Source organism: Bacillota bacterium LX-D (assembly GCA_031628995.1).
GTDB lineage: Bacteria > Bacillota > DUOV01 > DUOV01 > Zhaonellaceae > JAVLUO01.
Map to the genome: position 1 here is coordinate 223,669 of JAVLUO010000001.1, position 24,984 is coordinate 248,652.

Sequence of the window (24,984 nt, forward strand, 5' to 3'; positions counted from 1 at the left end):
ATCCTAAATTCCAAAAGAATAATAGCCTGTAAGAACTGCACCTAAGCCAAATATAAAAAGGTGTTTTGCTGTTAAATTTTTTCCTAAGCCTTGACTTTGTAAAAATTCTTCACTTAACCTTTGAGTAATAATAATATCAGGAATTTCACTTTCTAAATTAAAATTATCCTTTTCGTTAGGCAAAATAATCCCTCACTCAGTTTAGCTGATTGATCTGTATTTATTAAACCTATGCTCTAATAATTCTGCTTTTGGCAGAACCTGAAGTTGCTCTAAATGCTTAATTAAAGCATCTTTTACTCTCTGCATTGTTAATTTTGGATCATGATGTGCCCCACCAGAAGGTTCTGATATAACTTCATCTACTAGGCTAAATCCTAGTAAATCATCAGCAGTAAGCTTTAATGCCGCTGCAGCTTCTCCAGCTCTACTTGAATCCTTAAATAAAATACTAGCACACCCCTCAACGGAAATTACACTAAAAATAGCATTTTCCAGCATTATAAATCGGTCGGCAATTGCTAAAGCAAGAGCTCCCCCACTGCCACCTTCTCCAATTAAAACAGAAACAATCGGAGTCTGCAAATCAATCATTTCCATTAAATTACGAGCTATGGCTTCACCCTGGCCCCGTTCCTCAGCCCCAATACCACAATAGGCTCCAGCCGTGTCGATGAAAGTAATAATTGGTCGGCCAAACTTTTCAGCTTGTTTCATTAAACGAAGTGCCTTTCGGTATCCTTCCGGGTATGGACTGCCAAAATTATATTTTAAATTTTCTTTGGTCCCCCTGCCTTTACGATGCCCAATAACAGTTACGGGTATACCTTCAAACCTAGCTAACCCTCCAACTATACTGAGATCATCACGGTAGCTGCGGTCACCATGTAACTCAATAAAATCAGTAAATATATTATTAATGTAATCCATAGTATTGGGCCGTTCACTAACTCGGGCCAATTGCACACGCTCATAAGGAGTCAAATCGCTGTATATTTTACGGCGAATTTCTTGTTCCTTATTTTTTAGAGCATTGATCTCTGTCTGCAAATCTATATTATGCTGAGCCGAAAATTCCTCTAAATCTTTTATTTTGTTGACCAAAATTTCTAACTCTTTTTCAAAAGCTAACATCTCTAGCCCCTTTCTAGCAATGTAATTCAACAATTTCAGCTAGTCTGGTTTTTAATTTTTTACGGGGGACAATCAAATCTACAAAACCTTTTTCCAATAAAAATTCCGATTTTTGAAAACCATCGGGCAATTTTTGTCTAATGGTTTGTTCAATAACACGTGGCCCTGCAAAACCAATTAAAGCATTGGGTTCTGCGATAATAATATCTCCCAAGGAAGCGAAGCTAGCCGTAACTCCACCAGTAGTAGGATCCGTTAAAACTGTTATATATAATAATTTTTCTTGACTAAACTTTTTTAGCATAGCAGAAGTTTTTGCCATTTGCATTAAAGAAAGGATCCCCTCTTGCATACGAGCTCCTCCTGAAGCAGTAAAAATAATCAAAGGTAATTGTGCTGCTATAGCTTTTTCAATTGCCAAACAGATTTTCTCACCAACAATAACACCCATACTGCCCATCATAAAATGGCTATCCATAACACATAATATTACTTTCCGCCCATTAATTCTCCCTTCCCCTGTCACTACAGCCTCATTTAAATTACTTTTTTCCATAGCCTCTTTAAGTTTATCTTCGTAATCGGGAAAATTAAGAGGATTCTGAGATACAAAATCCCCGTTAAATTCAACAAAACTATTTTCATCAGTAACCTGGTCTATCCTTTCCCAAGCAGTTAAACGAAAATGATACCCACACCTAGGACAAACCCGATAATTTTGTTGAAGTTCTTTTTGAATTAAAATTTCTTTACAGCCAGGACATTTTTCAAAAGGACTTTCCTGAACTGTATTTGATACGTTAACTTCGGCATACTGTTTTTTTTTAAATATTTTTAACACAATTTCCTCCTAAATTAATAGTTAGTATTAGCACTTAGTAATGATATTAACATAAAAAGGTAAAAAATAAAAGAGCACTCCGAGTTTCCTCAAAGTGCCTCATAAATATGGATTTTATGACGTTATTCTTCAATATTTTTAGCTAGGAACCTAGCAGCTGTATCTACTAACTTTATTTCTATTTCATCAATTGTACCTTCATCCTTAATTAGCATCACCGTCCCCATTACGTCACCTTGAGCAATAATTGGCGTTATCACTTTTGTCTTCGTATCGGAAACAACCGTGGCTCTACGTTCAGTAGTAATTTCTTCAATATCCTTTGTAATAGGATCTCCAACTGCATATTCCGTATTATTTCCTGCAATAGCTATTACGAAGTCTCTATCTGTAATTACAACAGTGTTCTTCGTTGTTGAATGTAAAACATCAATATATTCTTGAGCAAATTGCTTTAATTGTTCAATGGGGGAGTATTTTTTTAAAATCACTTCCCCGTGATTATCAACAAATATTTCTACCGGCTCACCTTCACGTAAGCGCAAATTATTTCTAACTTCTTTTGGGATTACAATTCGACCTAGATCATCTATTCTTCTTACTATCCCGGCTGCTTTCATTAAGGCTCCTCCTTCTTTCTATCTAGCGCTAATTTTAATATTCCTTACTGACTAGATTTTCATGTATTGTCAAGTCATTTGGAAGGAGGTAAATACTGGTGTATATTATACAGTCTGCTTTTTCTTTAAAATCTTACTATATAATGTTTTTCTGTCTAAGCACGCTAACACTGCAAGAACTGATAATCCTAAAGCCCATTGAAAACCTGGCCAAGTTAAATATACTACCAAGGCCAAAACTAGAATAGCACTTAGACAATTAATCATCTTAGTTAACTGTCTTGTTTTTAGCCAATTTCTATAAGCATAAATAGCTTCAAAGCATGTAGAAATACTTGCCATAAAACTACCAAATACGAGCAAACTCATACCTAAAAATTGATCTAGGCTATGGCCAACACTCTCAATGGCAAAGCCCAAAGTTGTCTCAGCTGGGACTGGTAATTCATGATAACCAATATAAGCTAAAACCATGCCAAAAAGAAAACATATTATCCTTACTATCCTTTTATTTAGCTGAATAAATTTCATCTCTTATTCCCCCTACTAACAAAATATTAATAATTTATATTTTAAAATTTGGAATAATATTCCAGCTAAATAAAAGCATATTTAAAATTTGTTACTTTTTAATTACCTCCTCATTTCTTTCTAAAGGTAAGCTAGTTTCTACATGCCCGCCAATGCTATCTACTACTTGACCCTCAATTAGAATTTGCACTTTCTTAATGTCTGTAAATTCAGTTAAAGTATTTACAATAGAGGCTAGAATTAATTCTTCCATATTTGACCCAGCATTCATATTTTCCATAAAAGCTCTGTTAAGATTTACTGTGGCAATGCCGTTTGTTATTTTAAAGCTAAGAAGTTTTGTCCCCTGAGGAGCAATGGCTTCTATATTTTGATCTTTATCAGGTCCTTTAAATAATTCTTCTAAAGCACGCAACGGAGTAGCCTCGTTTTTTGGTACACTGCGTTTTACAGGCTGAAGATAAAAGTCTGTCTCTGTAGAGCCAATAAAATATAAGGTCAATTGGTCTTGGTTAGCAGTTTCAACTAATTGCGGTAGATTTTTTTTAAGATCTGCCACTTCAGTTTTAACACCTGCCATATCTTTTTCAAGCTTATTAATTCTCTCTCCAAGCTGATCGTTTTGTTGACTGCATCCTAATCCCAAAGTGCTTACTAAACACATAATAATTAGTGCTTTGGTAAAACCCATCAAAACCTCTCCTTCGCAAAAATAGTTTAATAGTAACATTTTATCCATTCTGCCTGCTTTTTATTTCCAATTTATGTATTAGGTTTAAAAAGCTTTTTTGACAAATATAGTTATTAGATTAATAATTAAGAAATATAGATACTAAAGTAATTATAAATAAAAAGGATGAAAAAAATGTACCCCTTAGCTCATCTCTATCTAACCAAAAAAGCTTTAAATCGCCTAACTCCAACTTTGGCTCTAGGAAGTGTTTTACCGGATGTATTAACTAGCGCAGGTCTTGACTGGCAAACTGCTCACAGTTACAAAAGAAGCACCCACATCAATAGGGACTTACTACTGGGGGACCTTATTCATGGTATCTCTTTACCTGGTTTAGATTACTATAGTGATATTAGTTACAGGAACCAAGCCGGTTTTGCCTTTCAAAACGCTAAATATTTAGCAAAAGATTTAGCCGCACTCAAAGTGCCGGAAAAAGATGTTATATGGAGAGGACACAACTTTATTGAAATGGCAGTTGAGACCTTTCTTAATAAAACTCAACACCGCTTATGGCTAGAATTAAGCAGAGCTGCTGCCGATCAAAAGCTATTACAAACTGTAAAAGTTGTAATGAACGACTATAAAGTAGATAATCCAGATAGCATTACAGCTATTTTAGATAGGTTTTTAAAAATGGGCGGTAAAGAAGACCTTTTAGCTGAAGATTATGCACATAAATTAAATTCTATTTATGGTTTAGAAATCGAAACTAAACAATGCTTAGCTTTAATTAAAAAAGCACAGCAACTGGTGGAAGGAAGATATCAAGAATTTCTACAAACTGCAATTAAAGAAATTAAAATAAATGTTAAAAATTATTAACTACATAATTTAAAGGAAAGACATGAAAAATAGGGAAATAAATATGGTGTAATACAAAAATTTTGGAGAATGAGGGGCAAATACTGCTCTGCAATTGCCATTGATAGTAACTAGATGTGAAAACCAATTACACGAAATTATGCATACTCCCGCCTAAGGCTTTTATCATCTATTCTTTCAGAAGTTCAACCATTAGCTGCTCCATTTGTTTTCTACGCAACTTCGTTTGTTCTTGATCTATAGAAATTATTATTTGCAACACATCCCCCTCTTTACTATCCTTCGGCAACAGCATCTTTGGTAAATTGAAATTTTCTTTACCCGAACTTATAATTGCAAAATCACCTTCAAAGCGGTCGATAATAAACATACCTACTCACCTTCTATTGCTTTCTTTGGGTCTTTATTGTTAAATCAGTTCCATCACTTGATATTATTATATTACCATCTTGGTCAGTTCGATAAATCTTAACCCTATTTGCTTGTAATCTTTTTATTATTGACAAATGAGGGTGTCCATAGTCGTTGTTCTTCCCAACGGAAACTACAGCAAAGCGAGGCTCTATGGCTTGAAGGAATTTTGAACTTGAAGAACCCCTTGAGCCATGATGAGCTACTTTTAAAACATCAGCTTTTAAATCATATCCTTTTGCAAGCATTTCTTTCTCCGAAACATGTTCTGCATCGCCGCAAAGTAAAAAAGCTGTTTTTCCGTATGTAATTTTGAGAACAATACTGTAATTATTTAAATTTTCATAACTCCCCCCATTTGGTGCAAAAACCTGAAAATGAATTTCTTTATCAAAGTCTAAGCTTTGACCAGCCTTAGGAATGGTAATTTTAAGTTGCTTTTGTTTAATAGTTTTCAGTAGATGTTCAAAACATCTAGAAGTATGAGCAACCTTAGGCATATATATTTTATCAACAGGTAAATTCAGAATAACCTTGTCAAGTCCACCAATATGATCTTCATGGGGGTGAGTTGCAATAATTGCTGCAAGCTTTTTGACTTTTTGTAGGCGAAGGTATTTTAACACATCTTCACTATCGTCAACATTTCCCCCATCAATTAAAATATTTTTACCATTGGGTAATTGGACTAAAATTGCATCGGCTTGTCCTACGTCTATAAAATGAGCCTTCAGCATTTTAGTTTTTCCCCAAAAAGCTTCTGTGCTTTGCTCCACTGATTGCTGTGCAATTTGATTTGTGTTTTGGCCTTGTTCTGCCTTGTTAGTCTGAGTAGCGCTACAACCAATTGTAGCAAATATTAATAAAATTATCAGGGTAAAACCTAATAGTTTTCTTTTGCTAAACATAACTTCGTCCCCTTTTTTAAGTCTTTAAAATTAGTTTACCCATCTTTCCAATAAACATTAAAAAACTGGTATAACCAATTAGGTATACCAGCTAAATTTTTATGCTAAGAAGTCTTTAACTACTTCTATCATATCCTCCTTAATACAAACTTTAGAATGTTTTATTTCTTTTTGCTTTAAATTTTTTAAACCATTTGGAATAGGCAAGTTTCCTTTTGCCGCTAAAAACTCCAATAAGTCAAATTCACTTTTATTCTCTAAAGCTTCAAGACCAAATAGTGCTTTGACTACACTTGCATTAAATTTAAATGGGCTGGCTGTAGAAACAATGACGCTCATGCGTTGATCTTTAGTTTGGTTATAGTATTTAGCATATACATCCCAGGCAACTGCCGTATGGGTATCAATAACATACTTATGTTTAGTAAAAACATCTTTAATTCTAGCTAGTGTTTCCGGATCAGTACTAAAATCAGCCCAGAATAGCTGTTTTATTCTTTTCATTGTATCCTGATCAACTTTGTACAATCCATTGTGCTGTAAATCCTCCATCCACTGCTTAACTTGGCTACTGTTTCTACCAGACAAATGGTACAACAGCCTTTCCAAGTTACTAGAAATTAATATATCCATGGAGGGAGAAATTGTTTTATAAAAATGTCTATTTCGATTATAAATACCTGTATGAATAAAATCAGTTAGCACATTATTTTCATTGGAAGCACAAATTAGTTTGTGAATAGGTAAACCCATTTTTTGAGCATAATATCCCGCAAGGATATTGCCAAAATTACCTGTTGGTACGATAAAATTGATTTCCTCGCCATATTTGATTTTACCAAAACGAACTAAATCTAAGTAAGCAGAAATATAATATACAATCTGGGGTACCAGTCTTCCCCAGTTGATAGAATTAGCCGATGAAAGTTTATAGCCTAGGGCAGCTAATTCCTCTTGAAATTCTCCATTTGTAAATACCCTTTTAACCCCACTCTGGGCATCGTCAAAATTGCCTTCGATAGCAACAACTCCCACATTACTGCCCTCTTGAGTGATCATTTGATATTTCTGAATTTCACTTACTCCCTCGTTAGGGTAAAAAACTAAAATCTTAGTATTTGCAACATCTTTAAATCCCTCTAAGGCAGCCTTGCCAGTATCTCCTGAGGTAGCTACTAAAATAGCATACTTATACTTGTCTCCCATTACCTTGGCACTTTGTACTAATAAGTGGGGTAATAATTGCAAAGCCATGTCTTTAAAAGCACAGGTAGGGCCATGCCACAATTCTAAAACAGCTAATTTATCTGTAACAGTAGTTAAAGGTGCAATCATAGTTGTATCAAACTTTTCAGTGGCATAGGCTTGCTGAACACATTGTTCAATAGATTTGGTGCTAAAATCCGTTAAAAATTTTTTTAGTATATGTAAAGCGCGATCTTGATAAGTCATATCTATTAAATCCAAAAAATCTTTTTGCGTAAAAGTTACATCTTCGGCAGGGACAAATAGACCGCCTCCCGGTGCTATTCCCCTTAAAATAGCTTCAGCTGAAGAAACTGCTGAACAGCCTCCCCTAGTACTTATATACAGCATTCGGCTTTTCCTCCTGTCATCCAATAGTCAGAAAGTAATATGTTTATTTTATTCTACCATCGAATATTTATCAACTAAATACTTTATTTAACACTTTAAGATAAACTTATTCCAGCAGGAAAATAACTGATTATTAAGGAATAAATCATATGATAAAATTTTAGGGGTGATTAGAAATACTTCTGTTAAACGAAATTTGTAATGCATTTTCCGTTATTTTAGATTTAGGTGGTGATAGAACTTACAATCATTCAAAAAGAACAGCTTATATTGCTACTCGTTTGGGAGATCGGGTTGGTTTTTCTAAATTATTTTGCTTTTATGGTGGTTTATTGCATGATATAGGGGCCAGCGGAGAGTTAAATATTTATAGTACGACAGACATTCATACTAAAAGGCATCTTATCTATGACCACACAGTTATTGGAGCCAAGATACTTAAGGGGTTGCCCTACCTGGGCAAACTATCGGAATTTATAAAATACCACCATGAACATTATGATGGGACAGGGCCCTTTGGATTATCCGACGCAGATATTCCCTTGGGAGCAAAGATTTTATATATAGCTGATCAGGTTGATTTGATCTTAAACGGGAAAAAAATTACTTCTTCTTTGCAGGAAAAGGTGAGAAACTGGGTTAAAGAAAATTCGGGAAAAACTATTAGTCCGGAACTTAGAGATCCTTTTTTAGAACTAGCAGGAACTGTCCAGTTTTGGTCTGATCTGGAGGATCGCAACCTGGATTATGGTTTAGAAAGAATCCAACCGGAACCTCTACTTATATCTTTAGATGAATTCGAAATTATTGCCCAAGCCTTTAGCCGTATTGTTGACAATAAAAGTAAGTTTACTCATGAACATTCCATGCGTGTCTATAACACAGCACAAAAAATAGCTAGAGGTTTAGGCTATAGTGAAATTATGCTTAAGAAAATAGGCATTGCAGCCCTTTTACATGACATTGGGAAACTAATGGTTCCAACAGAAATATTAGAAAAACCGGAAGGCTTGACCCCTGAAGAATTCTCGATTGTTAAACAACATACCTACTACACCAAAAAAATATTGCTGCAAATAAAATCATTACAAGATATCGCTAATTGGGCCGCAAATCACCACGAAAAGATTAATGGCACTGGTTATCCCGAAGGCCTAACTGTTCTCAGTCAGGAAGATCAGATTATTGCTTTTGCCGATATTTACACAGCTTTAACGGAGAATAGACCTTATCGTAAAGGCCTTAGCAATGAAGCCGCCATAGAAATCATAGCAAAGATGGTAAACAGAAATGAGCTTAGTGCTGATTTTTTTGTCAAATTTAAAAACATTATGCTTTTGGTAAGCTAAGTGTTAACAAGTTGTGTAAAAGCCAGAGGTCAAAAATTTCTTATTTGACAATATTATACTTTCTTAGAGATGAAGTTACTTTCACATCCCCGGAAACAAATTCTCTATACACCATTCCAATATCTTGCTTATAGTACTCATAAACACTTGAATTAGCTCCGGATATTTTTACTTTAAGACAATTATCAAATTTTCCTGCCGGAGTACTGACCTCTGCTTTTAGATTCACTATTTCCCGCTCGCCATTAGGTTCTGTCCATTTGGTTCCAACTTTTAATGGAGCCTTTAATAAAGCGGTATTATCATTAGGCTTTTCTTTTAACAAATTAACATCATTATAAGCCTCAGGTTGAGAAAAAACTCGATAGATACCATCTTCAGTAATCTTTAAAACCATAGCCATAACCGTTCCGCCATTATCTTCTCTAATTTGTGCAAAATTACCATCGCTAAATAATACCTTTCTCCTAAACGATGCATACTCATTGCCTTCTCCCTGATACTCCCATGTTGATCCTGCCGTTAAAGGAAAATATTGAGCCACACTTGCCTTTTTTTGTATTTTATCTTTATTATTAACTTCTTTGTTATTTTCTTCTTTATTGTTTACTTCATTATTTCTATCAACGTTTTGCTTATTTTCAGTTTGAACCTGGGGCTTGGGCTCTTCACTACTTTTTTGCGCACAACCAAACATAGTAAACGAACATAAAACAAAAACTGACAAAAGGAATAAAAATAAGTAAATGTTTTTTTTCATTTAAACCTCCAAGATATAATAAATTTAATTCTATAGTTTATATTTCCTAAAGGTTTTATAGTTATGCGCAAATATTACTATAATAATATTAAAATTAAACATTGAATCTAAAATGCATTACGTCCCCATCTTGCACTATATAGTCTTTTCCTTCTAAACGAAATTTCCCGTTTTCTTTAGCTTGGTTGAAGGAACCAGCTTCTATTAAATCATCATAAGCTACAACTTCCGCTCTAATAAAACCTCGTTCAAAATCCGTATGAATAACTCCAGCTGCTTGAGGTGCTTTTGTACCTTTTTTAATTGTCCATGCACGAACCTCTGGTTCCCCGGCAGTAAAATATGTATAGAGTCCAAGCAAATCATAGGCAGCTCTAACGAGTTTGTCTAGTCCAGACTCATCTAGGCCAAGCTCTGCTAAAAATAGCTGTCTTTCTTCACCTTCCAGTTCAGCTATTTCTGCTTCAATTTTTGCAGAAACAGCAACTACCGAAGCACCTTCTTGCGTAGCATATTCTTTAACTTGTTGAAGATACTGGTTATTGTCTAATTCTTTTAAATCATTTTCGCCTACATTAGCAACATAAATAATGGGCTTCATCGTAAGCAGATTAAACTGTTTTAGAATAATCTTCTCTTCATCTGTAAACTGCAAGTTACGAGCGGGCTTTCCTTGGGCAAGGGCTTGGGAATTAATTTTTTGTACCAGTTCATATTCTTGTTTTGCTTGTTTGTCATTTCCTCTTACCTTACTAGCTAATCTTTCAGCTCTTTTTTCCATACTCTCTAAATCTGCCAAGACCAATTCTAAATTAATTACTTCAATATCGCTAAGAGGATCAACTTTCCCAGCAACATGAGTAATATCATTATCAACAAAGCAACGTACCACATGGGCAATTGCGTCCACTTCCCTAATATGAGCTAAAAATTTATTCCCCAGACCTTCACCTTTGCTGGCTCCTGCTACCAAGCCTGCTATATCAACAAATTCAAAGGCAGTAGGGATTGTTTTTTTAGGATTGAACATTTCTGTCAACTTGTCCAAACGAGGATCAGGAACAGTTACTACACCTACATTTGGATCAATAGTACAAAAGGGGTAATTGGCAGCTTCCGCACCTGCTTGAGTTATTGCATTAAATAGTGTGGATTTACCCACGTTAGGTAATCCAACAATACCACATTTTAAAGCCATTAAATTCAACTCCTTGTTTATATTCAGATAAAAGTATACTTGATTTGCCTTAATACTTCCATTCTTTTTAGATAGTTGCATCAACAAATTCAAAGTATTAACGTGGTCTTGCTTTGCAATTTAAACAACGCTATTTTAGCATAACAAATTATTCGTGTTTATTATTATTTTTAGCTTTAAAACATGTAAGCTATTAAGCTTGATTAAATTTGTAAAGCCAAACTACTACTGTTATAATAGAAAATAAATGGAAATTTAGGAAGTGGTAAAAATGGCTTTTAAAATTAAAGATCCAGTAAGCGGCCTTAGTCATTTATTTGGCGTAATTTTATCTATCGTTGGACTAGTTTTTTTAATCATAACATCCGTAATCAAAGGCTCTGTTTGGCATACTGTATCTTACAGCATTTTTGGAGCAAGTTTAATTTTGCTTTATACTGCTAGCTCTTTATATCACTTGCTGCCCTTAAAACAAAATATAACAATGATTTTAAAAAGAATCGACCACATAATGATTTTTATTTTAATAGCAGGAACATATACCCCTATTTGTTTAGTACCTCTTCGTGGGCCTTGGGGGTGGAGCCTTTTTGGCTGCGTATGGGGAATTGCCCTTTTAGGATTAATTATGAAAATATTTTGGATTAATGCCCCGAGATGGTTTTCTACAGTGCTGTACGTCTTTATGGGCTGGCTTATAATTATTGCCCTGCTGCCGCTAATTAAAGTTATCCCCCCTAGTGGAATGGCTTGGCTGGTTGCTGGCGGAGTATTTTATACCATTGGAGCTCTTATTTATGGAATTAAACGGCCTAATATTACCCGGTACTTTGGGTTTCATGAGCTATTTCACTTTTTTGTTTTAGCAGGAAGTTTTAGTCATTACTGGCTAATGTATAGGTTTTTAATCTTACTCCACTAACATTTTGCTAGAGATGTTATTAATAACCTCTACTAATTATATTAGTTTGCGATAAATCTTCTCTATCGACCAGGTTTATCGCATCTTTTTTACAAACCCTTCTGCAAACTCCGCACCCATAGCATTTTAAAGAATTAATGAAGCATTTAGAATCTGCTATAGAATATTCTATAGCACCAAATTGGCAATATTTTTGGCAACTACGACAACCTGTACATAAAATGGGCTCAATTTGAGCAATGTATTCAGCTTTGAACATAACATTCATTAGGTCAGAATTTATTTGAACTCTGTAGGCTAAGCAATCGTGATCACAATTACATAAAGCCCCGATAAAAGGCGTTTTAAAAGTCCAAACTGAATGGACCAGTCCATTTTTGTCAAATTCCTCTAATATTTTTTTAGCTTCAGCCGCTGTTATTGTTTCTAAATGAGATTTTATTTCTGGCCAATGAGTGATTAGACCTGTTGGATCAATGCCCAACAGTAAACAATACCTAGCATCATTTTTCCCCGTTGTAACACTACGGCAAATGCATGGAATTCGTGTTATTGATTGAACCAGATCAATAACCTTCTCTGCATCTTCTAGAGGAATAACCTGACCGAAATGAAACTTTTTCATATTTGCCGTAGCCATTTTCCTAACGAAACCGTAGGCTAATGGCAATTTATTTTTAGCCCAGTCTAGTTTGGGAAGATTATGCTTGGCATTATTTCTTATACTTGAGACGAAATGTTCAATATAATTTTTTCTTCCATCACTATTTAGTAATTCATCAGAATAGTTTTTCATGACTTCATACCACTTTTTACCCTCACCATGTTTAATACAAAATTCGCACAAGCAAGATCCCCCCAGGAATGTTTTTCCTTAATAATTCCTTATTTGTTTTTAATCCCCCTTCTTAAAAAAAGGGGGATTACTTGCTAAATATGGCAATTAGGATATAAATGGGAAACAAATAAATACTTTTCCAAACAAATGGCTTATAAATTCCCATGGCAGTAAACCTTAGATAATTTATCCGCACTGCTTTTTTTCATAGCTTACTTGCAATAATATTCTTGACTTTTTCCGGTAGCCTATCCGTTTCTTCTTTACTTAGGTTTGTAATGGATACTGGCTCTGAAATAATAACTTGCACATTTGCCGGTTTAATCATCCAGCCGTTAGTTTCCATAATATTATATGACCCTTTAATGGTCACAGGCACAATAGGTACTCCTGCTTTAAGGGCAAGTTTAAAACTACCAGGCTTAAACTCACCAATCTGGTTTCCCCGGCTGCGGGTGCCTTCGGGAAAAATAACCAAAGAATAACCCTTACGTAAAACGGCTATTCCTTCTTGAATAGCTTTCAAGCCAGCTCGAGCACTACTTCTGTCCATAAAAATACAGTTCATATAACGCATCCAACTGCTAATGAAGGGCATTTTTTTCAATTCCTTCTTGGCAATAAAAGCTTTGGGTTTATCAATAAAACCCAGTAAAATTGGAATATCAAAGTTTCCTTGATGGTTACTAATAAAAACCACACTTCCCTGGCTGGGTATATTTTCTGCACCAGTTACTGTTACCTTAGAACCAGTTAAATTAACCAGCGAACGAGCCCATTTTTTTACGATTTGATCAACGGCCCGGTCTTTCTCTTGAATTTTGTGCGCACGATCTAAGGACCTTACTTTTATTAGATCGGGCAAGACTAAAATAAGGAAAATCCAAAAATAGATGAACCAAAAAAGTGTTCTCAGCATCTCAGTTCCCTCTCTCATCTAAAATAAAGATTTTTTCATTTTTGCTCTTACGTTGTTATTATATCGTTTTTTAGCAATTCCTCTACTAATCAAAAATCTCCCCTGCTAATAATCAATAGATGAAAATATTGATTTATTAATTACACTATTATCCATCATTTCTCCTTTAATCAAATATACTGATATTTAATGTTTCTTTCTTCAAGGTATAGTTCAGTCCACATAACACAATCTTAAGAAAAGCCTAACAATTAACATAGTACCGCATATTATATTAGAGAGTTTCAGCAAGCTGAGCATCTAGTGAATTTCTAGAAGAAAAGTTAAAACTATAGTAGGGAGGTAGAGATTATGTTAAGACAACAGCCAAGAGTTCCTCAGAACTGTCCGCCTGCGTTTCTAGGCCGATATACCGTTCTTCCAGGTGATACTTTTTTTACTATTGCCCAAATGTTCAGGGTAAGAATAGAAGCACTTGCAGTAAATAATCCACATATCCCAGATCCGAATGTCCTATTTCCCGGGGATATCCTATGTGTGCCCGGTTCAATAACTTACCCTTGTTGTACTGTTTTACGACCTCGCGGACGTGTGCCGTTCGGAACAGGTGGAGTTTCTTATGTGAATTTCGCTCCCAGGGGAGGTCAGTCCGTAAGCTTTATGGCAACGTTACCTCAGCCGACAGTGTTAGGGAATTTTAATACGTATACAGGTGAAATATTCATTCCGGGTATTGGTGGCTTTGGCAACCAGTTGTTTGCGACACCAGAGGACCCGCCAACTTGGTCATCAAGGGTAGACCTTCCTACCGTTGCATCGGTTATACCAAACTCACGAGTGGTAATACGTCCTTTTAATTCATTAACCGGGGCATCGGGCCAGACTGTCTTAGAAGGTATAGTCCGGTGTGGAAGCTGTAAATCACAATCATAAAAAAAGCCCAGCCACATATCGTTTTAAGAAAAATACCAGATCCAAAGATGCCAACTGACCTTTATACCCTCGCCTATGCAATGTCTTGTGCAGTTGCTTCCATGTTTTCACTCTCGCCTCTGCTTCATTCTGAGCCTTCGTCTTATCCATCCTATGAGTTCCCGGAAAAGTTACTAGTGACGCCCTTGCTACGAGTTATCTTCCTGCCGGTTAGGCGATAGGGCTTCTTTCAGCCCATCGGCTCAGCAAACATGGCGGGCAAACTAAATAGAAAAAGAGCAATTTCTGCTCTTTTTCAGCTCAATTTAAAAAGAACTGCTTCTTCTTTACTATGGTGATGTTGGTCAGCGTAATTGCGTAAAAAGTTTTCCCCCTCTTAAGCTTAATTTAACGTTTATTTTTCACATTACAACACTGTTTATGCAAAGCTTGAGGAAGAATTTACTATCTCATAGCATGTAACCTTCTAACCCTTTCCTCAATAGGAGGGTGAGTACTGAAAAGATTCATCAGACTACGAGCCGAAAAGGGATTAACAATAAATAAGTGGCTAGTAGCCGGACTTACATGCATTGGCACAGCATGAGCAGCACGCTCCAGTTTTTGTAAGGCACTAGCTAAGCCATTAGCATTTCCAGCGATTTCTGCTCCTGTGGCATCCGCCAAGTATTCCCTGGAGCGGGATACAGCCATTTGCACTAGCATGGCAGCAATTGGTCCTAAAATTATCAACGGTAAAGCTGCTAAGCCTCCCCCTCCTTCATCTTCGTCTCTATTTAAGCCTCCAAAAATTAACGCCCATTGGGCCCAGTCAGCTAAAGTAGTAATTACACCTGCCATAACAGCAGCTAAGGTTCCAATAAAAATATCTCTGTTTTTGATATGAGCTAATTCGTGGGCCAAAACTCCCTCTAGTTCTTCCCTGTTTAACAGCTGCATAATTCCTTGGGTAACTGCTACAGCTGCATGGTTGGGATTGCGACCCGTAGCAAAAGCATTGGGTTGGGGGGAAGGAGTAATGTATAATTTCGGCATTGGCAAGTTAGCATTTCTGGTTAACTTTTCTACGATATCATAAAGTTCGGGAGCTTCATTTCGACTAACGGGTACTGACCTAGTCATTTTAATGGCAATCTTATCACTAAACCAATAGCTAAAACCGTTCATCACTACAGCAAAACCAAACGCTAGAATCATGCCGGAATTTCCACCTAATGCCTTCCCAGCTAATACTACTAAAACTGTTAATAGACCCATTAAAAATACTGTTTTAATTTGGTTGGTAAAACCTCCCATAATAATCTCCTCCCTTAAATTTTATTATTAAATACAACTAGATTAAAACAGCTCCTAAAAATATTAAATAAAAAACACCGTTTAAAAGCAGCGCCCCAGGCCTGAGCTCTCCTTTCTTTTTAATTATAAATATAATATAAAGGGCAGCCAATACTGCTAAAATGGCACTAAGTAAGGCAGTGGAAGAAAGCTTCCAAGGTGTTAATAAAATTCCTAAAACCGGCACAATGGAACTTTGAAAAACCATAGCTCCTGTAATGTTTCCAAAGGCTAAAGTATCCTTGCCTTTTCTGATCCAAATAATACTATTGAACTTTTCTGGAAGCTCCGTAGCAATAGGAGCAATAATAATAGATAAAACAAAAGCAGATATGCCGAATATTTGAGCTAAATATTCTACCCCATGAACAAAAAGATTAGCACCAACAACAATTCCCACTAATGCTGTCCCAACTTGAAGATAGACAGTGGCTAGGGGAGGCTCTGGCTGCTTGCGAGCAAAATACAAAGGCCCTAGGTGGTTATTACCTGCTACTTTGCCATTGGAAATGGTTTTTACAACATAAGCTGTATACAATGCAATTAAGCTTAAAGCAACAATTACCTTTAAAAAATAAATATCGATAAAAGCAACTGCAATTGCTAATGTATATACTGGTATAAAGTAAGTTAAATCCCTGCTAATTACTGTTGGATCGATTAACATTTTTGTTCTTTTAGCACCCTGGTAAGGAAAAACTAAACCCGCTATTCCCACTAAAGCTAGTGCTAAAGTAACCAGCATAAAGGGTGCTCCTAAAATAGCTCCTAAACCGATTTCTTCGCCGGAATGGGCTGAAGAAAATAAAATCGCAATAACGGGAATAATAGTTTCAGGTAAAGCGGTTCCTACTGCAGCCAAAACACTTCCTACGGCTCCTTCAGAAAGATGTAATTTTTTACCTAACCATTCAATACCGTTAGTAAAAATTTCTGCACTGATCAAGACAATTACCAACCCCAATAGCAACATTAAAGTAGACATGGTTTTCTCCCTTCTTCCATTTACTTAAAATTAATTAACAATATTATTATTGCATTATCCTCCTTAGTCTATAATTAAAAGACCTACATCTACTCATAGAATAGATGTAGGTCTCACTATATACGCAAACCGGGTAATTTTCATTACCGAAATGACGATTTTACGAACTTTGCAGCTAGTTACTCCCCTACAAAACTATTTAATTATAACTTATAATAAAATAATTTATTTAAAAATACAATACTCTTTGCAAAATATTTTTAAAAATTATTTATAATTACCTCTAAAATAATTTTTACTTTCTGGCAATATAGAATTATAATAAGAATAGTAGTATTTAATTTATTGAAAATTATAACTTTATATTTAAGATTTCTTAAACTATATTTTTATTTTTTAATTCATACATTTTAAGATTTGAGGGGTTGTCCGATGAAACTTTCAACAAAAGGAAGATATGGTCTAAGAGCACTTGTCGATTTGGCTTCTTATAAAAGCAAAGGCCCTGTAGCAACTAGAGTAATTGCAGAACGACAAGGTATATCAGAGAGATATTTAGAGCAGTTATTAGTCTCATTAAAACAAGCAGGATTAGTAAAAAGCGTTAGAGGAGCTCAAGGAGGATATATTTTAGCCCGTGAGCCAAAAGACATCAAAGTGGGAGAAATAATCCGTATCTTAGAGGGTCCTATTGCTCCCGTAGAATGTGTCAGCGAAATTAATCCTGAAGACTGTGTTCGTTCAGAAACCTGTATTACGAAAAACATCTGGTCTAAACTTAGAGATGCCATGGTAGAAGTACTTGATTCCTATACTCTTGAGGATTTATTGAAGGGTTAAAAGCTTAAGGTGTAAAAAATAAGGATAAAAAAAGCAGCCTATTTGGCTATCCAATACCCAAATAGGCCTACATAGAAAAATATATAAGAAAGAAATGTTGCTTCAACATTCTTTTGAAGCCATTAAGCTTAATTGACTTAAACTTGAATTATCACAATATTCCAACTATTCAGACTTTATTTTAGTATATACTTTTTCCCCTTTCAGTATTACTGTTAATTTTCTGCTTGTTCATAAAGTTGGCCTTCTTGGATAGAATGTTTCTACAATTGATGTTTTTGGCTGGTTATAATTGAAAGAGTGCTTATTTATTATATTTGCATTGTAAGGTAGGACATAAAAAATTACAATAGCAGCAGAAGCTTTGAGCAAAATTTTGTTAGTAATTTTATAGATTTTAACAGACTTAAAAAGCTCTAATTAGAGTTTAAGCACAAAGGGGCAATTAATTTTTCTAGCTTTTCCAGCTAAATAATTAATTGCCCCTTTGCACTGTAAATTTATTTCGAGCTAATGCTCCCAGCATAAGCTCGAACCTTTATTTTATTTAAAATAACTTACTCCTGATTCAAAAAGGTGCTGGTCTTTTTGGCCCGGAATATTACGTGCAACATCTCTTCCAATTCTTTCAGAGTGGCCCATTTTGCCAAAAACCCGGCCATCAGGGCTAGTAATGCCTTCTACAGCTAGAATGGAACCGTTGGGATTAAAAGGTTCCTCATAAGTTGGCTGACCTGAATAATCCACATATTGAGTAGCAATTTGCCCATGAGCAATTAAGTCTGAAATAGTATTTTCCTTAGCTACAAACCTGCCTTCTCCGTGGGAAACTGCAATGGTATGCACATCCCCAACTTTTACATTGCTTAACCAAGGCGATAAAGAAGATACTACTTTAGTTTGAACCATACAGGAAACGTGCCGCCCAATCTGATTAAAAGTTAAAGTAGGTGCTTCCTCGTCTAAATCCCTTATTTCACCGTAGGGAACTAAACCAAGCTTAATCAATGCTTGAAAGCCATTACAAATACCTAGCATTAAGCCGTCCTTCTGTTGTAAAAAAGTCATAACAGCGTCTTTAACTTTAGGATTTCTAAAAACTGCCGCTATAAATTTACCTGAGCCATCTGGTTCATCTCCAGCACTAAAGCCACCAGGGAGCATAATTATTTGGGATTTGTTAATCATTTTAACCATTTGCCCAATGGATTCCTCAATATCAGCGGCTGTTAAATTTCTAAAGACAAAACTTTCAACTTGAGCGCCTGCTTTCGCAAAGGCCCGGGCAGAATCATATTCGCAGTTGGTACCAGGAAAAACAGGAATAAATACCCTCGGTTTAGCTACTATACCAGCAGCCTTCCGGCTAGTTTGCAAATTGTAGCTGTAAGGATCTATTTTGGTTTGTTCCTTTATTACTTTAGGAGGAAAAATCTTAGCTAACGGAGCTGTCCAAACTTGCAATGCTTCCGCTAAACTTATTTCTAAGCCGTTGATGCTGATGGCAGCCTTCTCTTGAGTGTATCCTAGGAGCTCATATGCAGTGTCCCCAAAGGCAGTCTGCAAATCTGTATCCTTGGGGATTTCTAAAATAAGTGAACCATAGTCAGGTCTAAAAAGATTTTTAGCAGGTACTTCCGAAGAAAATACCATACCAATTCTGTTGCCAAAGCTCATTTTACTAATGGCAGCTGCCAACCCGCCTGTTTTGACCGTATGGGCAGCTAAAACCAGTCCTTTTTCCATAAGTGAACTTACTTTTGCAAAGTTATTTTTCAATAAATCTAAATCAGGAAGCTCTTGCTCATTTCTTTTAGCAGCCACCAACACTACCCGACTGCCTGCTTTTTTAAATTCTTGCGAGATTACCTGCGTAGATTTTACTACATCTACGGCAAAGGCAACTAAAGTGGGAGGAACATTTAAATCTTTAAAAGTACCTGACATACTGTCTTTACCGCCAATAGCAGGTATCCCTAATTGTTTTTGGGCAAAGTAGGCACCAAGCAAGGCACTAAAAGGTTTCCCCCATTTTGCTTCGTCCTGGCCTAACTTTTCAAAGTACTCCTGTAGTGTAAGTCTAATATTTTCATATTTTCCCCCTAAAGCCACTACCTTTGTTGCTGCTTCAAGAACAGCATAAAATCCACCGTGAAAGGGACTCCAGGAAGCTAACTCCGGATTATATCCATAGGTCATTACCGTGGCAGTTGTTGTCTCGCCCTTCAGTACAGGAATCTTAGCAGCCATCCCTTCTGCAGGAGTGTCTTGGTACTTACCTCCAAAAGGCAGCAAAACTGTACCTGCTCCGATAGTACTATCAAAGCGCTCGACCAAACCTTTCTGGCTGCAGACATTTAAATCTTGCAAGTTAGCTAACCAGGCCTGCTTCAAGTCGGAATTTTCTTTTTCTATTCTAAGTTCTATTTTTTTGAAGTAGCTCTCTTCATCAGGTGCTTGTACTAATACTTTTGCTTGTTGTGTCACACCATTAGTATTTAAAAATTCCCGGCTTAAATCTACGATAGGCTTTTTTCTCCAGTACATCCTTAAACGAGGTATTTCTGTTACCTCTGCCACTACTGTAGCTTCCAAATTTTCTTCATCAGCATAATTTATAAAAGCTGCAACATCTTGATCGGCAACTACTACTGCCATTCTTTCTTGAGATTCAGAAATAGCCAATTCCGTACCATCTAAACCTTCATATTTTTTTGGCACTGCATCTAAATTAATTTCTAGTCCATCGGTCAATTCGCCGATTGCAACGGAAACACCGCCGGCTCCGAAATCGTTGCATCTTTTAATCATTTTGCTGGCTTCAGGTTTTCTAAAAAGCCGTTGTAATTTTCTTTCAGTAGGAGGGTTTCCCTTTTGTACCTCCGCCCCACAAGTCAGTAAGGACTCCTCTGTATGTTCCTTGGAGGAACCAGTTGCTCCTCCACATCCGTCCCGACCTGTTTTCCCACCTAAAAGAATTACCTTATCCCCAGGTACTGGTTTTAGCCTGAGCACATTCTCCTTGGGAGCAGCAGCTATAACTGCCCCAATTTCCATTCTTTTAGCTACGAAATTAGGATGGTAGACTTCTGCTACTTGACCAGTAGCTAAGCCAATCTGATTGCCATAGGAGCTATAGCCAGAGGCTGCTCCAATGGTAATTTTCCGTTGGGGCAATTTACCCGGCAAAGTATCTTCAATTTTGGTTCTAGGATCACCACTTCCTGTAACCCGCATAGCCTGGTAGACATAAGACCTGCCTGAAAGGGGATCTCGGATAGCCCCTCCTAAACAAGTAGCAGCACCTCCAAAAGGCTCAATTTCTGTAGGATGGTTATGGGTCTCATTTTTAAACATTACTAGCCATTCTTCTTGCTGGTCATCTACATCCACTTGCACAACAATGCTGCAAGCATTTATTTCTTCCGATTCATCTAAGTCATGGAGCAATCCTTGTTTACGAAGCTCTTTCATACCTATAACTGCAATATCCATTAAACATATTGTTTTCGGCCTATTACCATAAACCAGGGAGCGGGCTTTTAAATATTCCTCATAGGCTTTAGAAATAGGTTTTACATATAGCCCTTCTTCTAGTTCAACTTCCGTAATTTCCGCATTAAAAGTAGTATGGCGGCAGTGATCGGACCAATAGGTATCTATGACTCTAATTTCAGTAATAGTCGGATCCCTCTGCTCCGTATCTCGAAAATAGTCTTGACAAAACTTAAGATCTTCAAAGCTCATTGCTAATCCTAAGCTGGTCACCAAATCTTCCAATTCCCCAGGTTTCTTATTGATGAAACCATGTAAAACCTCTACATCCGGCGGGTTTACTGCTTCCATTTGTAGAGTCTGGGGTTTCTTCAATTCTGCCTCCCGTGATTCCACTGGGTTAATATAATAAGCTTTAATTTTTGTAAAGTCTAAATCACTAATTTCTCCTTGTAAAATAATTACCTTCGATGAATGGACCACAGGACGTTCCTTTTGAGTTAAAAGCTGTACACATTGGGCAGCTGAATCGGCCCTTTGATCATATTGTCCAGGTAAATATTCAACTGCAAAATATCTATCCTTTGGTTCTATGGTTAAACTTTCGTCATAAACATTATCTACGTTAGGTTCAGAAAATATGGTGCAGCGAGATTGGGCATATTCCTGGTCAGTAATTCCAGAGATATCATAGCAGTTAACAATCCTTACTCCGCTTAAACCTTTAATGCCTAGATTATCTTGCAAATCCCGGCACAAGCCCTGCGCTTCAACATCAAAGCCCTGCTTCTTTTCGACAAAAATTCTTTTTACAGTTGTTGTAGTCATTTTTTTACCTCGCTAGCTTTTAAATTTCACTATTTGATTTTAACATAATAATTTATTTTTTTTTAGCACCTCTTCTGAGAAAGCCATAAAATATATCGAAACAAAATTAAAGGAGGTATGACAGGTGACAAGTTTAAAGACTAAAACTGTAAAAATATTAGTTTTTGCTATAGTAGCTGCTATTGCTATCACCCTTTTTACTGCAGGGTGTGCAAAACAAAGTTCCCAGAAATTAACTAAAGTCCGCTTATGTGAGGTTGTGCATTCCATTTTCTATGCTCCTCAATACGTAGCAATAAATAAGGGATTTTTTAAAGATGAGGGCTTAGAAATTGAACTCTCAACTGGTCAAGGAGCGGATAAGGTAATGACTGCCCTTCTCTCCAATTCAGCGGATATTGGCTTAGCAGGCCCGGAAGCCACTGTTTATGTTTACAATCAAGGCCAAAAAGATTATGTTGTAAATTTTGCCCAACTTACTAAAAGAGATGGATCTTTCCTAGTTGGCAGAAAACAGGAGCCAAACTTTAAGTGGGAAAACTTAAAAGGAAAAACAGTTATTGGAGGCAGACCTGGTGGAGTACCAGAAATGGTTTTAGAATACATATTGAAGGAGCACGGCCTAACACCAGGTAAAGATGTGAATATAATTACTAATTTACAGTTTACAGCCACTGCCGGTGCCTTTAAAGGAGGTACGGGAGATTACGTAGCTCTCTTTGAACCTACAGCTAGTATGCTGGAAAAAGAAAAGGCCGGGTATGTAATTGCTTCCAACGGTTTAGCCGGCGGGGAAGTACCATTTACAGCATTTATGGCTAAGAAAAGTTACATTGAGAAAAATTCCGATGTTGTACAAAAATTTACCAATGCCATTTATAAAGCCCAAACTTGGGTCGATACTCACTCTGCCCAAGAAGTAGCTACAGCAATTCGTTCTTTCTTCCCGGAAACCGATTTGGATATTCTCATTAAAGTTGTTACACGTTATAAATATCAGGATACATGGGATAAAAACCCCATCTTAGAAAGTTCTTCCTTAGATCACTTGCAAAAGATAATTAAAACTGCTGGTGAACTAGACAAAACTATAGACTCCGATACTCTTATTACTCGTACTTTTGCTCAATCTGCCATGCAAAATAAATAAGCTCTTATGCCCTTATTTTTAAAGGCAGCAGCTATTTAAACTGCTGCCTTTAAATTACCATCATCTTAGTAAAAAGAAAGGAGGTTTTTAGGTGAAAATTAAAATTAATTTAGAAAATATTGGAATGAAATTTCAAACCTTAGAGGGAGAAACAGAAGCCTTAAAAAACATTTCTTTCTCTGTTCCAGCAGGAAAATTTGTCAGCATTGTTGGCCCCAGCGGGTGTGGTAAATCAACAATTCTGAACATCATCACAAATTTAATTACTCCAACATCCGGGATAGTAACAGTCAACGGCAAAGTTGGCTATATGCTGCAGAGAGACCATCTGTTTGAATGGAGAACAATTCTGAAAAATTGCCTAATTGGGCCGGAAATTCAAAGACAAAATTTAAAAGAAGCTCGTGACTATGTACAACATTTGCTAGCAACATATGGGTTAAAAGATTTTATGAACCACTACCCTAACCAATTATCTGGGGGAATGCGCCAACGAGCCGCCCTAATTAGAACTTTAGCCATTAGACCGGATATTCTTCTTTTAGATGAAGCTTTTTCCGCTTTGGATTACCAAACTCGCTTAACAGTAGTTGATGAAGTTTGGACTATCCTGAAAAAGGAACATAAGACTGCTTTAATTGTTACCCATGACCTAGCTGAAGCTATTTCTATGTCCGACCAAATTATTGTTCTAACTAAGCGGCCTGGGGAAATAAAAAGCATTCATGATATTGAATTCACTAAAATCGGAAACCGTCCTTTACAAAATAGGGAGGATGAACGCTTTCGCTTTTATTTTAATACTATCTGGAAGGAGCTGGATATCCATGTGGACCGAACCTAAGCTATCTCCAGAGCGCAAACAATTTTTAATTAAAAATAAACGCTATAAAGCCAGTATCCTTATAACGCAAATTACTTTACTCATCTTATTTTTTGCTTTCTGGGAAATTGCCGCTAACTTACGCTGGATCGACCCATTTATTACTAGCCAACCTTCCCGCATCATTAGTACATTAAAAACATTAAATGCGGGAGGGGCTTTATATTTGCACACTGGGACTACCATTTGGGAAACTTTTATCGGCTTTACCGTAGGAACCATTGGAGGTATTTTTATTGCCATTATCCTTTGGTGGTCTGATTTTTTAGCCAAGGTATCTGAACCTTACCTTGTGGTTTTAAATTCTTTGCCAAAAGTAGCTTTAGGGCCTATTCTCATTGTATGGATGGGAAACGGAATAGGAGCCATTGTTCTTATGGCACTCCTAATTTCAATCATCGTCACAATTATCAGCGTGCTCAACGGTTTTTTAGCTGTTGACAAGGATAAAATTAAACTGCTTAAAACTTTGGGAGCCAATAAGGTGCAAATTCTAACCCAAGTTGTTTTGCCGGCTAGCTTACCCAATATGATTTCTGCCTTAAAAGTAAATGTAGGGCTTTCCTGGGTTGGAGTTATTATGGGGGAATTCTTAGTTTCCAAAGCAGGTTTAGGTTACTTAATTGTCTACGGCAGCCAAGTATTTAAATTAGATATGGTTATGGCTAGTGTAATTATTTTGGCTATTGCTGCAGCAGCCATGTATTTAGCCGTTGCCTATTTGGAAAAAAAGATTATCAAGTGGAATTGAATAATAGTTAACCGGAGACTGGCTTTTAGCCAGTCTCTATTTCAGTTTGTTGACAAAGCTCGCACGCGGGTTGACCTTCGGCACCGCCGCCGACGGCTGAGCGAAACAAGTCCCGCTCCATAATACATGCGAGCTAAAACTATGGTAAAAAACAATATCAAAGATCTTTTTTCATAATTTGGCCCTTTTATGCAAAAAC

Annotated in this window: 24 protein-coding genes; 8 read left to right on the top strand and 16 right to left on the bottom strand. The window is 36.5% G+C overall.

Going from position 1 to position 24,984, the window contains the following annotated elements; genetic code table 11:
* Positions 1-3: 3 nt before the first annotated feature.
* The 6 genes from RDV78_01170 to RDV78_01195 form a co-directional block, all read right to left on the bottom strand.
* Positions 4-183: a hypothetical protein gene (locus RDV78_01170; GenBank protein ID MDS1029113.1), complete on the bottom strand. Its 180-nt coding sequence runs from the start codon at positions 181-183 to the stop codon at positions 4-6.
* A gap of 18 nt (positions 184-201) precedes the next feature.
* On the bottom strand, positions 202-1,134 hold the full coding sequence (locus RDV78_01175) for an acetyl-CoA carboxylase carboxyltransferase subunit alpha (protein MDS1029114.1): 933 nt from the start codon (positions 1,132-1,134) through the stop codon (positions 202-204).
* Positions 1,135-1,147: 13 nt separating this feature from the next.
* The gene (gene accD, locus RDV78_01180; GenBank protein MDS1029115.1) at positions 1,148-1,966 is read right to left on the bottom strand and encodes an acetyl-CoA carboxylase, carboxyltransferase subunit beta; all 819 of its coding nucleotides are present in this window, start codon (positions 1,964-1,966) and stop codon (positions 1,148-1,150) included.
* A gap of 131 nt (positions 1,967-2,097) precedes the next feature.
* A complete protein-coding gene (locus tag RDV78_01185; GenBank protein ID MDS1029116.1) occupies positions 2,098-2,595 on the bottom strand; it encodes a stage V sporulation T C-terminal domain-containing protein in 498 nt (165 codons plus the stop codon).
* 105 nt (positions 2,596-2,700) lie between these two features.
* Entirely contained in the window at positions 2,701-3,126 is a 426-nt protein-coding gene (locus RDV78_01190) for a hypothetical protein (protein ID MDS1029117.1), read from the bottom strand.
* A gap of 91 nt (positions 3,127-3,217) precedes the next feature.
* Complete coding sequence (locus RDV78_01195; protein ID MDS1029118.1) at positions 3,218-3,817, bottom strand: GerMN domain-containing protein; 600 nt, start codon at positions 3,815-3,817, stop codon at positions 3,218-3,220.
* 174 nt (positions 3,818-3,991) lie between these two features.
* Here RDV78_01195 and RDV78_01200 point away from each other — a divergent pair, with 174 nt between their 5' ends.
* Positions 3,992-4,684 (top strand): hypothetical protein, encoded by a 693-nt coding sequence (locus RDV78_01200; GenBank protein ID MDS1029119.1) that lies wholly within the window; start codon positions 3,992-3,994, stop codon positions 4,682-4,684.
* Between the two features lie 169 nt (positions 4,685-4,853).
* Here the strand turns inward: RDV78_01200 and RDV78_01205 are convergent, their stop codons facing one another.
* From RDV78_01205 to thrC, 3 genes are all read right to left on the bottom strand, one after another.
* A complete protein-coding gene (locus RDV78_01205) occupies positions 4,854-5,054 on the bottom strand; it encodes a DUF3006 domain-containing protein (GenBank protein MDS1029120.1) in 201 nt (66 codons plus the stop codon).
* A gap of 13 nt (positions 5,055-5,067) precedes the next feature.
* Positions 5,068-6,003: an MBL fold metallo-hydrolase gene (locus RDV78_01210; GenBank protein ID MDS1029121.1), complete on the bottom strand. Its 936-nt coding sequence runs from the start codon at positions 6,001-6,003 to the stop codon at positions 5,068-5,070.
* Positions 6,004-6,102: 99 nt separating this feature from the next.
* Positions 6,103-7,599, bottom strand: coding sequence for a threonine synthase (gene thrC / locus RDV78_01215; GenBank protein ID MDS1029122.1), 1,497 nt, complete (start codon positions 7,597-7,599; stop codon positions 6,103-6,105).
* 215 nt (positions 7,600-7,814) lie between these two features.
* On the opposite strand from thrC, the gene RDV78_01220 reads away from it, so the two are divergent.
* Complete coding sequence (locus tag RDV78_01220) at positions 7,815-8,948, top strand: HD domain-containing protein (protein MDS1029123.1); 1,134 nt, start codon at positions 7,815-7,817, stop codon at positions 8,946-8,948.
* 40 nt (positions 8,949-8,988) lie between these two features.
* Here RDV78_01220 and RDV78_01225 read toward each other — a convergent pair whose 3' ends face one another.
* Together RDV78_01225 and ychF are read right to left on the bottom strand one after the other, a co-directional pair.
* A complete protein-coding gene (locus RDV78_01225) occupies positions 8,989-9,708 on the bottom strand; it encodes a hypothetical protein (protein MDS1029124.1) in 720 nt (239 codons plus the stop codon).
* 94 nt (positions 9,709-9,802) lie between these two features.
* Positions 9,803-10,906: a redox-regulated ATPase YchF gene (gene ychF / locus RDV78_01230; protein ID MDS1029125.1), complete on the bottom strand. Its 1,104-nt coding sequence runs from the start codon at positions 10,904-10,906 to the stop codon at positions 9,803-9,805.
* A gap of 271 nt (positions 10,907-11,177) precedes the next feature.
* Between ychF and RDV78_01235 the strand changes: the two genes are divergently transcribed.
* Positions 11,178-11,828, top strand: coding sequence for a hemolysin III family protein (locus RDV78_01235; GenBank protein ID MDS1029126.1), 651 nt, complete (start codon positions 11,178-11,180; stop codon positions 11,826-11,828).
* Between the two features lie 19 nt (positions 11,829-11,847).
* Here RDV78_01235 and RDV78_01240 read toward each other — a convergent pair whose 3' ends face one another.
* Positions 11,848-12,624, bottom strand: coding sequence for a 4Fe-4S ferredoxin (locus RDV78_01240; protein MDS1029127.1), 777 nt, complete (start codon positions 12,622-12,624; stop codon positions 11,848-11,850).
* Between the two features lie 247 nt (positions 12,625-12,871).
* Entirely contained in the window at positions 12,872-13,585 is a 714-nt protein-coding gene (locus RDV78_01245; GenBank protein MDS1029128.1) for a lysophospholipid acyltransferase family protein, read from the bottom strand.
* Between the two features lie 351 nt (positions 13,586-13,936).
* Here RDV78_01245 and RDV78_01250 point away from each other — a divergent pair, with 351 nt between their 5' ends.
* Positions 13,937-14,518 (top strand): LysM peptidoglycan-binding domain-containing protein, encoded by a 582-nt coding sequence (locus RDV78_01250; GenBank protein ID MDS1029129.1) that lies wholly within the window; start codon positions 13,937-13,939, stop codon positions 14,516-14,518.
* Positions 14,519-14,962: 444 nt separating this feature from the next.
* Here RDV78_01250 and RDV78_01255 read toward each other — a convergent pair whose 3' ends face one another.
* Positions 14,963-15,814 carry a zinc metalloprotease HtpX gene (locus RDV78_01255; protein ID MDS1029130.1) on the bottom strand — a complete coding sequence of 284 codons (852 nt, stop codon included), beginning with the start codon at positions 15,812-15,814 and terminating at the stop codon, positions 14,963-14,965.
* A gap of 37 nt (positions 15,815-15,851) precedes the next feature.
* The gene (locus tag RDV78_01260; protein ID MDS1029131.1) at positions 15,852-16,838 is read right to left on the bottom strand and encodes a sodium:calcium antiporter; all 987 of its coding nucleotides are present in this window, start codon (positions 16,836-16,838) and stop codon (positions 15,852-15,854) included.
* Between the two features lie 432 nt (positions 16,839-17,270).
* Here RDV78_01260 and RDV78_01265 point away from each other — a divergent pair, with 432 nt between their 5' ends.
* Complete coding sequence (locus RDV78_01265; protein MDS1029132.1) at positions 17,271-17,678, top strand: Rrf2 family transcriptional regulator; 408 nt, start codon at positions 17,271-17,273, stop codon at positions 17,676-17,678.
* Between the two features lie 543 nt (positions 17,679-18,221).
* On the opposite strand, the gene RDV78_01270 is transcribed toward RDV78_01265, so the two are convergent.
* On the bottom strand, positions 18,222-22,001 hold the full coding sequence (locus RDV78_01270; protein ID MDS1029133.1) for a phosphoribosylformylglycinamidine synthase: 3,780 nt from the start codon (positions 21,999-22,001) through the stop codon (positions 18,222-18,224).
* A 124-nt stretch (positions 22,002-22,125) separates the two neighbouring features.
* On the opposite strand from RDV78_01270, the gene RDV78_01275 reads away from it, so the two are divergent.
* The 3 genes from RDV78_01275 to RDV78_01285 all read left to right on the top strand — a co-directional run bounded on the left by RDV78_01275 (position 22,126) and on the right by RDV78_01285 (position 24,785).
* Complete coding sequence (locus tag RDV78_01275) at positions 22,126-23,151, top strand: ABC transporter substrate-binding protein (GenBank protein ID MDS1029134.1); 1,026 nt, start codon at positions 22,126-22,128, stop codon at positions 23,149-23,151.
* 91 nt (positions 23,152-23,242) lie between these two features.
* Positions 23,243-23,995 (top strand): ABC transporter ATP-binding protein, encoded by a 753-nt coding sequence (locus RDV78_01280; GenBank protein MDS1029135.1) that lies wholly within the window; start codon positions 23,243-23,245, stop codon positions 23,993-23,995.
* Positions 23,979-24,785, top strand: coding sequence for an ABC transporter permease (locus tag RDV78_01285; protein ID MDS1029136.1), 807 nt, complete (start codon positions 23,979-23,981; stop codon positions 24,783-24,785). The genes RDV78_01280 and RDV78_01285 overlap by 17 nt, the downstream gene beginning before the upstream one ends.
* The last annotated feature ends 199 nt before the right edge of the window (positions 24,786-24,984 follow it).

Excerpts from the sequence above, each read along its gene's own strand:
- RDV78_01175 (MDS1029114.1), bottom strand. The coding sequence starts at position 1,134 with ATGTTAGCTTTTGAAAAAGAGTTAGAAATTTTGGTCAACAAAATAAAA.
- RDV78_01185 (MDS1029116.1), bottom strand. The coding sequence starts at position 2,595 with ATGAAAGCAGCCGGGATAGTAAGAAGAATAGATGATCTAGGTCGAATT.
- RDV78_01190 (MDS1029117.1), bottom strand. The coding sequence starts at position 3,126 with ATGAAATTTATTCAGCTAAATAAAAGGATAGTAAGGATAATATGTTTT.
- RDV78_01195 (MDS1029118.1), bottom strand. The coding sequence starts at position 3,817 with ATGGGTTTTACCAAAGCACTAATTATTATGTGTTTAGTAAGCACTTTG.
- RDV78_01200 (MDS1029119.1), top strand. The coding sequence starts at position 3,992 with ATGTACCCCTTAGCTCATCTCTATCTAACCAAAAAAGCTTTAAATCGC.
- RDV78_01205 (MDS1029120.1), bottom strand. The coding sequence starts at position 5,054 with ATGTTTATTATCGACCGCTTTGAAGGTGATTTTGCAATTATAAGTTCG.
- RDV78_01210 (MDS1029121.1), bottom strand. The coding sequence starts at position 6,003 with ATGTTTAGCAAAAGAAAACTATTAGGTTTTACCCTGATAATTTTATTA.
- thrC (MDS1029122.1), bottom strand. The coding sequence starts at position 7,599 with ATGCTGTATATAAGTACTAGGGGAGGCTGTTCAGCAGTTTCTTCAGCT.
- RDV78_01225 (MDS1029124.1), bottom strand. The coding sequence starts at position 9,708 with ATGAAAAAAAACATTTACTTATTTTTATTCCTTTTGTCAGTTTTTGTT.
- ychF (MDS1029125.1), bottom strand. The coding sequence starts at position 10,906 with ATGGCTTTAAAATGTGGTATTGTTGGATTACCTAACGTGGGTAAATCC.
- RDV78_01235 (MDS1029126.1), top strand. The coding sequence starts at position 11,178 with ATGGCTTTTAAAATTAAAGATCCAGTAAGCGGCCTTAGTCATTTATTT.
- RDV78_01240 (MDS1029127.1), bottom strand. The coding sequence starts at position 12,624 with ATGAAAAACTATTCTGATGAATTACTAAATAGTGATGGAAGAAAAAAT.
- RDV78_01245 (MDS1029128.1), bottom strand. The coding sequence starts at position 13,585 with ATGCTGAGAACACTTTTTTGGTTCATCTATTTTTGGATTTTCCTTATT.
- RDV78_01250 (MDS1029129.1), top strand. The coding sequence starts at position 13,937 with ATGTTAAGACAACAGCCAAGAGTTCCTCAGAACTGTCCGCCTGCGTTT.
- RDV78_01255 (MDS1029130.1), bottom strand. The coding sequence starts at position 15,814 with ATGGGAGGTTTTACCAACCAAATTAAAACAGTATTTTTAATGGGTCTA.
- RDV78_01260 (MDS1029131.1), bottom strand. The coding sequence starts at position 16,838 with ATGTCTACTTTAATGTTGCTATTGGGGTTGGTAATTGTCTTGATCAGT.
- RDV78_01265 (MDS1029132.1), top strand. The coding sequence starts at position 17,271 with ATGAAACTTTCAACAAAAGGAAGATATGGTCTAAGAGCACTTGTCGAT.
- RDV78_01270 (MDS1029133.1), bottom strand. The coding sequence starts at position 22,001 with ATGACTACAACAACTGTAAAAAGAATTTTTGTCGAAAAGAAGCAGGGC.
- RDV78_01285 (MDS1029136.1), top strand. The coding sequence starts at position 23,979 with ATGTGGACCGAACCTAAGCTATCTCCAGAGCGCAAACAATTTTTAATT.